Annotated in this window: 11 protein-coding genes; 2 read left to right on the top strand and 9 right to left on the bottom strand. The window is 71.9% G+C overall.

What is annotated here, in order from left to right; all coding sequences use genetic code 11:
- Positions 1–79: 79 nt before the first annotated feature.
- Both ACF1BH_RS02435 and ACF1BH_RS02430 read right to left on the bottom strand, forming a co-directional pair.
- Positions 80–772, bottom strand: a complete 693-nt coding sequence (locus ACF1BH_RS02435) for a TetR/AcrR family transcriptional regulator (RefSeq protein WP_391640517.1) — start codon at positions 770–772, stop codon at positions 80–82.
- A gap of 4 nt (positions 773–776) precedes the next feature.
- Entirely contained in the window at positions 777–1,526 is a 750-nt protein-coding gene (locus ACF1BH_RS02430) for a hemolysin III family protein (protein WP_391640516.1), read from the bottom strand.
- 424 nt (positions 1,527–1,950) lie between these two features.
- On the opposite strand from ACF1BH_RS02430, the gene ACF1BH_RS02425 reads away from it, so the two are divergent.
- Complete coding sequence (locus ACF1BH_RS02425; protein WP_391640515.1) at positions 1,951–3,771, top strand: phosphoenolpyruvate carboxykinase (GTP); 1,821 nt, start codon at positions 1,951–1,953, stop codon at positions 3,769–3,771.
- A gap of 153 nt (positions 3,772–3,924) precedes the next feature.
- Here the strand turns inward: ACF1BH_RS02425 and ACF1BH_RS02420 are convergent, their stop codons facing one another.
- The 5 genes from ACF1BH_RS02420 to ACF1BH_RS02400 all read right to left on the bottom strand — a co-directional run bounded on the left by ACF1BH_RS02420 (position 3,925) and on the right by ACF1BH_RS02400 (position 9,135).
- Complete coding sequence (locus tag ACF1BH_RS02420; protein ID WP_391640514.1) at positions 3,925–4,353, bottom strand: hypothetical protein; 429 nt, start codon at positions 4,351–4,353, stop codon at positions 3,925–3,927.
- A gap of 109 nt (positions 4,354–4,462) precedes the next feature.
- Positions 4,463–6,868, bottom strand: coding sequence for an ATP-binding protein (locus tag ACF1BH_RS02415; RefSeq protein ID WP_391640513.1), 2,406 nt, complete (start codon positions 6,866–6,868; stop codon positions 4,463–4,465).
- A 33-nt stretch (positions 6,869–6,901) separates the two neighbouring features.
- Positions 6,902–7,483: a DUF6879 family protein gene (locus tag ACF1BH_RS02410; protein WP_391640512.1), complete on the bottom strand. Its 582-nt coding sequence runs from the start codon at positions 7,481–7,483 to the stop codon at positions 6,902–6,904.
- 40 nt (positions 7,484–7,523) lie between these two features.
- Positions 7,524–7,793 carry a hypothetical protein gene (locus ACF1BH_RS02405; RefSeq protein WP_391640511.1) on the bottom strand — a complete coding sequence of 90 codons (270 nt, stop codon included), beginning with the start codon at positions 7,791–7,793 and terminating at the stop codon, positions 7,524–7,526.
- A gap of 133 nt (positions 7,794–7,926) precedes the next feature.
- Positions 7,927–9,135: a pyridoxal phosphate-dependent aminotransferase gene (locus ACF1BH_RS02400; protein WP_391640510.1), complete on the bottom strand. Its 1,209-nt coding sequence runs from the start codon at positions 9,133–9,135 to the stop codon at positions 7,927–7,929.
- 305 nt (positions 9,136–9,440) lie between these two features.
- On the opposite strand from ACF1BH_RS02400, the gene ACF1BH_RS02395 reads away from it, so the two are divergent.
- Complete coding sequence (locus tag ACF1BH_RS02395; RefSeq protein WP_391640509.1) at positions 9,441–12,071, top strand: P-loop NTPase fold protein; 2,631 nt, start codon at positions 9,441–9,443, stop codon at positions 12,069–12,071.
- A 41-nt stretch (positions 12,072–12,112) separates the two neighbouring features.
- On the opposite strand, the gene ACF1BH_RS02390 is transcribed toward ACF1BH_RS02395, so the two are convergent.
- Both ACF1BH_RS02390 and ACF1BH_RS02385 read right to left on the bottom strand, forming a co-directional pair.
- Positions 12,113–12,247, bottom strand: coding sequence for a hypothetical protein (locus ACF1BH_RS02390; protein ID WP_391640508.1), 135 nt, complete (start codon positions 12,245–12,247; stop codon positions 12,113–12,115).
- Complete coding sequence (locus tag ACF1BH_RS02385; protein WP_391640987.1) at positions 12,244–12,480, bottom strand: hypothetical protein; 237 nt, start codon at positions 12,478–12,480, stop codon at positions 12,244–12,246. The genes ACF1BH_RS02390 and ACF1BH_RS02385 overlap by 4 nt, the downstream gene beginning before the upstream one ends.
- Positions 12,481–12,543 lie beyond the last annotated feature (63 nt).

The raw sequence follows: 12,543 nt of genomic DNA, 5'->3' as shown, positions 1-12,543 counted from the left end.
GAACGGCCGGGCCCGGAAGGCGTGGCCGGGCCCCCTCGACCGGCCCGGTGGCCCGCCGTACGGAACCCGTCCCCGCGCCTCACCCGGAGGACGGCGCCAGCCCCCGCAGCAGTACGTCCAGCGCCTGGCCGACCACCGTCTCCAACGCCGCGCCCCGGCCGCCGGCCGGCCGCGCCCCCGTGGCCGCGCCGTCCCGTGGCGGCCCGTCCGCCCAGCGCAGCAGCGCCTCCTGGAGGGCGGCGAGCAGCGCCGTGCTGATCACCCGGATCTCCAGGTCGTCGGCGGGACGGCCGGTCCGGGTGGCGAGGGCGGCGGTGAGGCCGGCGGCGGCGCGGGCGTGGTGGTCGGCGGTGCGGCGGCGTACGGCCGGGACGTCGCGGATCAGCCGGGCCCGCCGCCGCAGCTCCCGCAGGTCCCGGGCGGACAGCCGCGCGGAGACCGCCAGGGCGGCGGCGCGCAGCGCCCCGGGCAGCGGTTCCTCCGCGGGCCGGGCGGCCACCTCCGCCACCAGCAGCTCCCCGTAGACGTCCCGCAGGACGATGTCCTCCTTGGTGGGGAAGTACCGCGCGACGGTGCTGGGGGAGACGTCGGCCGCCTCGGCGATCCGGTCGACGGAGGTCGCGTCGTAACCCCGGGAGTCGAAGAGGCGGAAGGCGGCGTCGCGGATCGCCTGGCGGGTGCGGCGCTTCTTCCGCTCCCGCAGCCCGTCGGCGGGCGCGGCGGGGCGGGGTACGGCGGGCCGCGCCCCGCCGTCCGCGCGGGGGGTGGTCACCGGGTCAGCCGTGCGAGTAGGCGACCAGCGAGATGCCGACGTAGTGCACCACGAACGCCGCCAGCGTGAACGAGTGGAAGACCTCGTGGAAGCCGAACCACCGCGGGGACGGGTTGGGGCGCTTGAGGCCGTAGATCACGCCGCCCGCGCTGTAGAGGAGTCCGCCGACGATCACCAGGACGAGGACGGCGATGCCGCCGGTGCGCAGGAAGTCGGGGAGGAAGAAGACGGCGGCCCAGCCCATCGCGATGTAGCAGGGGGTGTAGAGCCAGCGCGGGGCGCCGACCCAGAACACCCGGAAGGCGATCCCGGCGAGCGCCGCCGCCCACACCGCCCACAGCAGGATCTGCCCCCGGCTGCCCGGCACCAGCAGCATCGTCAGCGGGGTGTACGTACCGGCGATGATCAGAAAGATGTTGGCGTGATCCAGCCGCCGCAGCACCCCGCCGACCCGCGGGCTCCAGTTGCCGCGGTGGTAGAGCGCGCTGACGCCGAACAGCAGGCAGGCGGTGAGCGTGTAGACGGCGCAGGCCACGCGGCCGCGGGTGCTGTCGGCGAGTGCGGTGAGGAAGACGCCGGACAGCAGGACGGCCGGGAACATCCCGGCGTGCAGCCAGCCCCGCAGCCGGGGCTTGGCCGGTGCGGTCGCCGCCGGGCCGGCCGCGGCGGGGGCCGCTCCGGTCGGGGGGACCGCTTCGGCCACCGCGGGCGCGGACGGGGGCTGGCTCGCTGCGGCATCGGGCGCGGAAGTCATGCCGGTCATGCTATCTACGGCACCGTAAGTTCCCGGTCTGACGGCCGCCGCTCGGGTGGGCGACGGACCCGGATGCGCGGGAGGCCGGAGGCGGTCGGGTGAGGGCGCGGCCCGGCGGGAGCCGCGGGACGCCGCCCGCCCCGTGCGCGCTTGGGGAACGCTTGGCACGTGCTTGACGAGGGCTTTTCGCCCCGGGTGTACGTACGGGAACGAGTGGTGACGGTCACCACGGGGCCCCCTGGACAGAAGCCCGTCGGGGTCGGATGATCAAATGAGTGCGGTCGGCACCGGATGAGCGGTCACGAAGCGTCCGGGTCGCAGCCCCCAAGGGGCACCAACCAAAGAAGCGGACGTCCAGGACCGAACCGGCAGCCCCCGGTCCGGCCCGTCGGCCATCCGTCCACACCCTCATCTAGGAGCGATCGTGGCGCGCGACAACGCGGCTCCCACCACCCAGACCCGTCACCAGGAACTCATCGCCTGGGTCGACGAGATCGCCGCCCTCACCCAGCCCGACCGGGTCGTCTGGTGCGACGGCTCGGAGGCGGAGTACGAGCGGCTGTGCGAGGAGCTCGTCGACAAGGGCACGTTCACCAAGCTCGACCCGGTCAAGCGCCCCAACTCGTACTACGCCGCATCGGACCCCCGCGACGTCGCGCGCGTCGAGGACCGCACCTTCATCTGCTCCGCCAAGGAGGAGGACGCCGGCCCGACCAACCACTGGAAGGACCCCGCCGAGATGCGGGAGATCTTCGCCGGTGAGCAGGGCATCTTCCGCGGCTCGATGCGCGGCCGGACGATGTACGTCGTCCCGTTCTGCATGGGCCCGCTCGGCTCGCCGCTCTCCGCCATCGGCGTCGAGATCACCGACTCCGCGTACGTCGCCGTCTCGATGCGCACCATGACGCGCATGGGCCAGGCGGTCCTGGACGAGCTGGGCGAGGACGGTTTCTTCGTCAAGGCCGTGCACACCCTGGGCGCCCCGCTCGCCGAGGGCGAGGCCGACGTGCCGTGGCCCTGCAACACCACCAAATACATCTCGCACTTCCCCGAGGACCGCGAGATCTGGTCGTACGGCTCCGGCTACGGCGGCAACGCGCTGCTCGGCAAGAAGTGCTACGCGCTGCGCATCGCCTCCGTCATGGCGCGCGACGAGGGCTGGCTCGCCGAGCACATGCTGATCCTCAAGCTGACCCCGCCGCAGGGTGAGGCGAAGTACGTCGCCGCGGCGTTCCCGTCGGCCTGCGGCAAGACCAACCTCGCGATGCTGGAGCCGACCATCCCGGGCTGGACGGTCGAGACCATCGGCGACGACATCGCCTGGATGCGCTTCGGCGAGGACGGCCGCCTCTACGCGATCAACCCCGAGGCCGGTTTCTTCGGCGTCGCGCCCGGCACCGGCGAGCACACCAACGCCAACGCCATGAAGACGATGTGGGGCAACTCCGTCTTCACCAACGTCGCGCTCACCGACGACGGCGACGTGTGGTGGGAGGGCATGACCGAGGAGCTGCCCGCGCACCTCACCGACTGGCGTGGCAACGACTGGACCCCGGACTCCGAGACCCCGGCGGCCCACCCCAACGCCCGCTTCACCGTCCCCGCCGGCCAGTGCCCGATCATCGCGCCCGAGTGGGAGGACCCCAAGGGCGTGCCGATCTCCGCGATCCTCTTCGGCGGCCGCCGCGCCAGCGCCGTCCCGCTCGTCACCGAGTCGATGAGCTGGCAGCACGGCGTCTTCCTCGGCGCGAACGTCGCCTCCGAGAAGACCGCCGCCGCCGAGGGCAAGGTCGGCGAGCTGCGCCGCGACCCGTTCGCCATGCTGCCGTTCTGCGGCTACAACATGGGCGACTACATGGGTCACTGGGTCAAGGTCGGCGCGTCCGCGGACGCCGCCAAGCTGCCCAAGATCTACTACGTCAACTGGTTCCGCAAGGACGACAAGGGCCGCTTCGTGTGGCCGGGCTTCGGCGAGAACAGCCGCGTCCTGAAGTGGATCGTCGAGCGCCTCGACGGCAAGGCCGAGGGCGTCGAGACGCCCATCGGCATCCTCCCGACGAAGAACGCCCTGGACACCGAGGGCCTCGACCTCTCCGACGCCGACCTCGACTTCCTCCTCACGGTCGACAAGGACGTCTGGCGCGACGAGGCGTCCCTGATCCCCGAGCACCTCAACACCTTCGGCGACCACACCCCGAAGGAGCTGTGGGACGAGTACCGGGCGCTGGTGCGGCGCCTGGGGTGACGGCCCGAACGGGCTGATGCTGTGACGCCGCCTCGCGGCACACGGTGAGTGAACGGAACGAGGGACCTCGCGCTCGGTGGCGCGGGGTCCCTCGTTCGTGCGCGGGGCGGGACGTACGGCCCGAGGTCCGGCCCGCGCGCCCCGTCTCTTCGGTTACGCCGTGGCGAGATCCGGGAGCGCCGGCGCGGCGGGGCCCTCGTGGGCGGCACGGCGCTCGGCGGCGAGCGCGCCGGCCGCCGCGTCGTTCCGCCAGGTCGCGACGGTCAGCGCATGCCCGGCCAGGGTGTACGCCCGCCGGTGCAGCGCCCCCGCCCGCGCCGGATCCCCACCGCTCGGCTCGGCCCGCAACGGGAGGCGGCCACCCCGCAGCCGCGCCACCTGCCCGGCGATCCGCTCGGCCGCCGCCGCCAGCGCCTCCCCGTCGGCCCCGGGCGTCAGCGCCCGCAGCTCATCGGTGACGGTCAGCAGCGCGGTCAGATGCCCGGCGAGCCGGATGTCCAACTCCTCCGCCCGCGAACGGTGCGGGAACTCCCCGGCGGCGGCCATGGTGTGGACCGACTTGGAACGGATCGGTTCGTACATGGGACAGCCTCCTGAGTGTGACTAGGAAGCCATCCTAACTTAGATTGATTCTAAAGTTGGGTTCCTTCGTGGCTCTGGTGGGGTGGGGTGCCGACGTTGCTGCCGCGCATCAGCCTTCGGGGGCGGCCAACAGCTCCTCCAAGCGGGAGCGGAAGGCCGCGGCCCGGGGGTCTGCGTACCCGGACAGGCAGGAGAGGGCCTCGGACCGGTGGGCGCGGGCGGCTTCCGGGGCCTTCTGATGGACGGCGTCGGCCAGGAGGCCGAGTTCCACGGCGAGCTGCCAGGAGTCCCCGAGGTCACGGTGGACGGGCAGGGCCTGCCGGTGGAAGGCCGCGGCATCCGCACCGCGGCCCATCGCGGTGTAGGCCTGCCCGGTGCCGCGCCAGGCCAGAGCCTCGCGGCTGTGGTCGCCGAGGCGGCGGTGGAGCATGGCGGAACGCTGACAGGAGGCCAGCGCATCACCGTATTGCCCCTCGGCGCGTTGGATGTCGCCGAGGGTGAGGAGCCAGTAGCCCTCCAGCGTGTGGTCGCGGAGAGCGAGGGCGATGTCGAGTGCCTCGTCGATGGCCTGCCGGGCCGCACCGATGTCTCCCTGCTCCAGGCCCAGTACGGCCATGAGGCGCAGGATGTTGCCCTCGCTGCTCCGATTGCCCTGAGCGCGGTGGGTACGCAGTGCCTCACCGGCGGCTGCGGCCGCTTCCGGAAGGTGGCCTGCACTGAGGCGGGCGACGGCGACATTGGACAGCGCGACGGCGGTCATCCGGAGGTTCTCCACGGCTCGGAAGGCGGAGAGTGCCCGGTCGAAGTGGGCTTCGGCGAGGCCGAGATCGCGCCGCCTGAGGTGGATCAGGCCGATGAGATTGAGGGCGCGGGCCTCGTCGTGCCCGCTGCCCAGCTCTCGTGCGAGATCGGCTGCTTCGCCCAGGGCTGCCAGGCCTTCCGGGAAGTTGTTCAGCGTGCGGTGTGCGATGCCCGTGTTGAGGAGGAGTCGCATCCGTGCCGCCGGATCGTTCAGTTCCGCCGCGGCTTCGCCGCCGATGCGTCCCGGCTCCAGCCAGTCGCGCTCCGACGAGGAGGGAGGCCGCGCGGACCACATGACGGCGGCCAGCAGCCAGGTCAGCTGTGTCAGGCCGCTGCGCGCGGCGCTGCGCAGCAACGGGAGGAAGGTGGGGTGTTCCCGCTCGGACCAGTCGACCGCCGCGTGGTAGTCGGCGAAGGTGAGCGGTCGTACGCCGGGCGGCGGTTCCGGCAGCGTCAGGCGTTCCGCGGACGGCGCGAGCCAGGTCTGTGCGGCGTCGGCGGTATGCAGGTACCAGCTCAGCAGCCGGTGGAGCGCCGCGTCCCGGTGGGCGGGGGCTTCCTCGGTCTGTGCCAGGTCGGTCGTGTAGGCGCGCAGCAGGTCGTGGAACTGGAAGCGGTCGGGGGCGGTCTGCTCCAGCAGGTGGGCGCCGACGAGGTCGTCGAGCAACTGGCGGGTCCGGTGGAGCGGGAGGCCGCCCAGCGCAGCTGCGGCGGCGAGACCGAACTCCGCTCCGGGGAGCAGGCCGAGGAGCCGGAAGAGGCGCGCGGAGTGCGCGGACAGAGCCCGGTAGGACCAGGCGAAGACTGACCGGACGGCCTCCGCCTCCTCATCGATGCCGGTGCTGAGGGTGTCCCAGAGCGCGGACTCGTCCCGTAGGTCGCTGATGAGATCGTCGAGCCGTAGATACGGGTGGCTGGCGGCCCGCTCGGCGGCGATCCGCAGGGCCAGGGGCAGGCGGGCGCAGTGGCGGGCCAGTTCCGCGAGCTTGTCCTCGTCGTACTCGGGGCGGTAGTCCTTCGTGACCGCGTGCAGCAGGGCAACGGCCTCCGGCTCCGGGAGCGTGCCGAGGGTGATCCGGCGGGCGCTGTCGCGGACGGCGAGTCCGGCCAGGCGGTTGCGGCTGGTGATCACGACGAGGCTGCTGCCGCTGCCGGGGAGGAGCGGCCGGACCTGGCTGACCGTCGCGGCGTTGTCCAGCACGATCAGTACGCGTCGGTCGGCGAGCAGGGAGCGGTACAGGGCTGCCGCATCATCGGTGTCCTGCGGCAGATCGGCTGCCGCCACATCCAGCGCCCGTAGGAACCTCCGTAGCGCCTGGTCTGCCGTGACCGGCTCCGCGGGATCGTAGCCGCGCAGGTTGATGAAGAGCTGACCGTCCGGGAAGCGATCCTTCACCTGATGGGCCCAGTGCAGCACCAGAGAGGTCTTCCCCGCACCTGCGGTACCGGCCACGATCTGTACGGAGATGACGAGGTCGCTGCCGTCCGGGCCAGTCAGTACGGCGTTCAGCTGCCCCAGCTCCGCGGTGCGGTTCACGAAGGTACGGATGTCGGACGGCAGTTGACGAGGGCCGGGGCGGTGGGGCGTGGCCGGGGGAGCCTGGTGGAAGTGGACGCCCCCGGTGATGTTCCCGGCCTGGACGACATCGTGGGTCGCTCCGGAGACGTCGTTCCGTGTGTCCCCGTGGCGCTCGTTGCCGTGGTCATCCGGCATGTCGATATCCCGCACGGCGATCGCGATATCGGGTCATGCCGCGGGCGGCGGAGCCAGCGGTGCCACCACACGGTCGAAATACGTCTGCATGCTCTCGGCCGCTGCGTACAGCTTCTCCAAATACGCCGCCCATTCCTGTACGAGGTGGGGGTCGGTGAAGCGGATCGCTCCGTCGGGTCGCCCGCTTTCGGTGTAGATAACTCGGAAAAGTACGCGGTTGCCAGGTAGGGTCAGCTCAGGCAGGAGCCCGTCGCTCTCGACCGAGGCGACCGCGCTGGCAGGCAGTACGCGGACCGGGTGGCCGCATTCCGCACGCATGTGCAGCCAGTGCAATTCCCACTGCACGTAAGGCGTCAGCGGTTCTTCCACGATCCGGATGCGGTGGAGGAGTGCGCCCCGCGATTCCTGCTCCCGGGCTTGCTGGCATGTGGCGTCACGCTCGGCTTCGAACAGGCGCAGGGACTCCGGCCAGTCTCCCTTGCGCAGGGCTTCGCGGCTCTCGTCGTTCGTCTCCTCGAAGTGCTGGAGCCGTTCGAGTTTCCAGGAGTTGCTGTTGCGGATTTCCTTCCGGTGCTCCCGGAATTCGCGGTGGTATTCCGGACGCGTGAGTCGCACGCCCGAGGCGTCGGGGAGTGGTGGAACGGGGATACGGAGGTCAAGCATCGGGAATATCCGCCTTTGCTGCGCTGAGCATGTTTCCAGGGACGACGACCAAGCGCTCGTCAGAGTCGAGGCGCACGCCCTCCGGCAGGCGCGAGTCGTACTGGTCGGTGAGGTCGCGGCCTATGACAGCAACATCACCATTGCTCAGCTGCCAAATGTCCGGGCAGTCGTCTTCGTCCTTGGAATTGCCGAGTTCCGCCGCGGACTTCCCCAGTCTTTTGGTGAATGACGCTGACGGGTCGGCTTCCCAGGCGCGAGTCATGGCGGCCTCCAGGTCCCGATGGTATGGATGGCCGTGCGGACGATACCGGGCGCAAGGGGAGAGGGGAGCGGGCGATCCAGCCACCACAGCCCCTGCCTGTGGAGGGCAATGGCAATCCCTGCCCCTGCCTTACCTACCTTCCGTACCCCTCCAAAAACGCCCCGATCCGTGTGACCGCCTCCGTCAAATCGTCCTTGTTGGGCAGGGTGACGAGGCGGAAATGGTCCGGCGTCGGGTGATTGAAGCCCGTTCCGTGGACGATCATGATTTTCTCCGCGCGGAGGAGGTCGAGGACCAGTTCGCGGTCGTCGGTGATTTTGTAGACCTTGGGGTCCAGGCGCGGGAAGGCGTAGAGGGCGCCCTTGGGCTTGACGCAGGTGACGCCGGGGATCTGGGTCAGGAGGTCGTAGGCGGTGTCGCGTTGTTCGAGGAGGCGGCCGCCGGGGAGGACCAGGTCGTTGATGGACTGGCGGCCGCCGAGGGCGGTGGCGACGGCGTGCTGGGCCGGCATGTTGGCGCACAGGCGCATGTTGGCGAGGATCGTCAGGCCCTCGATGTACGAGGTGGCGTGCGCCTTCGGGCCGCAGACCGCCAGCCAGCCGCTGCGGTAGCCGGCGACGCGGTACGCCTTCGAGAGGCCGTTGAAGGTGAGGGTGAGGAGGTCGGGGGCGAGCGAGGCGAACGGGGTGTGGGTGACGCCGTCGTAGAGGATCTTGTCGTAGATCTCGTCGGCGCAGACGATGAGATTGTGGCGGCGGGCGAGTTCGGCGATGCCCTCCAGGAGGGTGTTGTCGTAGACCGCGCCGGTGGGGTTGTTCGGGTTGATCACGACGATCGCCTTGGTGCGGTCGGTGATCTTGGACTCGATGTCGGCGAGGTCCGGCATCCAGTCGGCCTGCTCGTCGCAGCGGTAGTGGACCGCGGTGCCGCCGGAGAGCGAGACGGACGCCGTCCACAGCGGGTAGTCCGGTGCGGGGACGAGGACCTCGTCGCCGTTGTCGAGGAGCGCCTGCATGGACATCTGGATCAGCTCGGAGACGCCGTTGCCGAGGTAGATGTCCTCGACGGAGACCTCGACGCCCTTGGTCTGGTAGTGCTGCATGACCGCGCGGCGGGCGGAGAGCAGGCCCTTGGCGTCGCCGTAGCCGTGGGCGGTGCCGACGGAGCGGAGGATGTCCTCCAGGATCTCCGGTGGGCACTCGAAGCCGAAGGCCGCCGGATTGCCGGTGTTGAGCTTGAGGATGCGGTGGCCTGCCGCTTCCAGTCGCATCGCCTCCTCCAGCACCGGGCCGCGGATTTCGTAGCAGACGTTGGCGAGCTTCGTTGACTGGATGACCTGCATGTCCGCCACTTTACGACCGCTCAGGACCCCCTGCGCGGTGTTTTTGCCCACGTTGGGCCGGTGGGGCACACGGGGCGCGTACGGCGCGCGTGACCGACCGGGCCCCCCTTGACCTGCGGATTCCGTGGGGCGGCGGCGGGGGGTGCCGGTCCGGCGGTACGCTCCGGGCGTTCGTCGGCGGGGGCGCGCGGCCAGGGTGCGTACCGCCGGTCCGGTACGGCTCGGGGGCGGGGCGGCAGATGGTGGCGGGGCGCAACGGCGGCGGGGGCGACGGCGGCGGTGCGGGGAGTACACCGTTCTCGTTGTTGAGCGATGAGCCGGTGACCGAGGCGGGCGGGGATCTGCTCGGGGCGCAGGCGGCCGCGCGGCGGCTGGCGGGGCTGCTGGTCGCCTCGCGCCCCGCGACGCCGTTCACCCTTGCGGTGGACGCCGGCTGGGGGATGGGCAAGAGCAGTCTGATGCGGCTGGTCGACGCGGAGCTGACCGCGCAGTCCGACGTGCACACCGTCTGGTACAACGCCTGGACCTCGACCGGCTCGGACGCGCTGGAGGGGCTGATCAAGTCGGTCCTGATGCGGTTCGACCGGCGGGTGCTGCGGCGCGGGCTCCAGCGCGCCACCGAGCAGCGGGCGCTGCTGCGGGTGGTCCGCGCCGTGACGACGGTCGCCGCGGGCCCGCTCGGCGTCGCCGGTCTGGTGGACGAACTGTGGAAGAACCTGTCCGTCAATTCGCAGGCCAGGAACGAGATGCGGACCGCCATCGGCGAGTTGGTGGGGGAGTGGGCGCAGAACGCCGGTGAGCTGCGGCGGATGCTGGTCGTGTTCATCGACGACCTGGACCGCTGTTCGGAGGAGACCGTGCTGGCGGTCTGCGAGGCGGTGAAGGTCTACCTGGACGTGCCGGGGCTCGCCTTCGTCGTCGGCTGCGACCGCTCCGCGATGGGCCCCAACGGGCTGCTGCGCGATCTGTCGCCCGCCGGGTCGGCGTTCATGGAGAAGATCTTCCAGACGAGCTACCGCATCCCGGCGCCGGACGGGCGCGGCGTCGAGGAGTACATCCGCTGGTGCGCCCGGACCGCGGGCGTCGCGCCGCTGGTGGACGACGCACTGGTGGAGCTGCTGGCGCAGCGCAGCGCGCGCAATCCGCGACGGATCAAACGCCTGGTCAACGGCTTCGTCCTGGAAGCGACGCTGAACCCGGTCTGGCGCGACTTCGGCCCGGACGCGGTGCTGCGCACGCTGCTGCTCCAGTACTTCTATCCGGACTTCTACCGGATGATGACCGGCCCGTCGGGGACGGTGGACGGCGATGTGGTCGCGGAGTTCCGTACGTACCGGGCGGTGCGGCGCACGCTGCTGGCGCCGCGCGGGTCGGTGCCCGAGGAGGAGACGGAGGCGGCGGCGAGGTTCGTCGCCCGGTACGACCTGGTGGTGCCGGAGGGGCCGGACGCGGCGGGGCCGGACGTGCTGGCCGCGCTGGAGCGCCAACTCCCCAGGGAATTCCCGGAGTTGGTGCTGAATTCCGGGTTCACCTCGCTGATCGACGAGCTGGTCGACCTGGACGACGCGGCGCGGCTGCTGGTCCGGCTGCGGGAGGGCCCGTCGCTCTCCGGCGACGGCCCTGCCCGGATGTCCGCCGCCTGGGAGCCGCTGCGGGAGGTGCTGGACGGGATGCGGGACGACCTCGACGCGGACGGGTCGCCGCTGGCCTGGCCGGTCCCGGTGCCGGAGGGGCGCGCGGACGGCATCCCGGAGCAGGGCGCCGGGTACCCGGAGCTGCCGCCGGAGTTCCGGACCGGCGCGCGCCCGGAGCCGTTCCGGCCGGGGGCGGCGGTGTACGGGGATGCCGCGTACGGGGACAGCGTGCACATGAACGGTGGCGCGGGCCCCGAGCTGCCGGAACAGGGCGCGTCCGACGGGCGGGGCCAGCGGTTCGTGGCCGGGGCCGCCCGGTACGGCTCGCGCGGCGGCTATGCGCTGCCGACGCTCGATGTGCTGTGGGTGGACGACCAGCCGTACCGCAAGGGCGAGGTGCGGGCCGTGCTGCGGAGCCTGGGGGCGCGGGTGCGGCATGTGACGTCGAGCGGGGAGGCCGCCGCCGAGCTGCGGTCGCGCCCACCGGGCCTGCTGATCAGCGACATCAGCCGCCGCCGGAACCACACCGCCGGGTTCACGATGGTGGAGAGGTTCCGGCGGGAGTATCTGTACGACGGCCCGGTGATCTTCTACACGATCCGGCAGAGTCCCGAACGTGAGGACCGCGCCGCGTCGTTGGGCGCCCGCCTCACCAACCAGGAGGACCGGCTGCGGGAGCTGGTGGTGGAGGCCATGGAGGCGCGAGGGCGTTCCGCGACGGGTCCGCGGCAGCCGGCGGCGGAGCCGTATCCGGTGGTGGGGGCGGAGGTCCCGGCGCCCGGGGCCGGGCCGCGCCTGCCCGCCGCCCCGGTCGCCGACCCCGTCCCCGCCCCGTCCCGCGAGTTCCCCGCCCCCCGGCCGCGTACCGGCCCGTCCATCCCGCTGGAGGGGCCGCCCCCGGACGACGGCCCTGACCTGGATCTCGCCGTTCTCTGGGTGGACGACGCCCCCGAGGGGCTGACGTCGATGGTCGCGGAGCTGCGCCGCCGGGGCGCGGACATCCAGGTGGTCACCACCGACGACGAGGTGTTGGCCCGGGTCGCCGCCCGCCCCGTGGACCTGCTTCTCTCCGACGTGACCCGGGACGGCGACCCGGACGCGGGCTTCGCCCTCGCCCGCCGGTTGCGCGACGAGGGGCTTTACGACGGCCCGATCGGCTTCTTCGCCGGGCGGGTCACCGAGGAGCGGGAGCGCCGGGCCCGGGAGGTCGGGGCGCTCGGCCTGAGTCTTCAGGCAGGGACCCTGGTGGAGTGGATCGAGGAGGTCCAGCGGGAGCGGCGGGGCGCCGGTGACACGGAGTGAGCGTGCGAGCCCCGCGCATCGAGGCGTACGGGGCGCGCGGTTCAGCGGCGCCCGCCCCCGCCGGAGGACCACTTGTTGAGCCGCCGGACCTCCTCGGCCAACGCCTCCCGACGAGCCTCCCCGGACCCGGCGGGCTGCTCCTTCGGGGCGCGCTCCCCGTCCCGCGGCTTGCTCACCGCTCGGTACCCGTACCGGAAACGGCCTGGTGGAGGGCTGCGGACAGGCGGCGGGCGGTGGCGGTGTTGCAGTTGCCGAGGGCGATCAGCGGGGCGCTGTAACTCCCCGCGAACGACGGCAGATCGATGCCGAGCGAGGGCAGCGTGATGCCGTGCGCGGCGAGCGCGGCGCGCAGTTCCTCGGTGCAGTCGTCGATGTCGTCGTGGTGGGGGTAGCTGTAGGCGTGCGGCATGGCGTCGGCTTCCTGTGCGGTCTGTGACGAACTGCTCACAGCGTGACGCGGACCGGCGTAGCG

The organism is Streptomyces sp. NPDC014733, assembly GCF_043083385.1.
GTDB lineage: Bacteria > Actinomycetota > Actinomycetes > Streptomycetales > Streptomycetaceae > Streptomyces.
The sequence above is the reverse complement of the archived record's forward strand: the minus strand, read 5'-3'. Positions and strand labels throughout refer to the sequence as shown.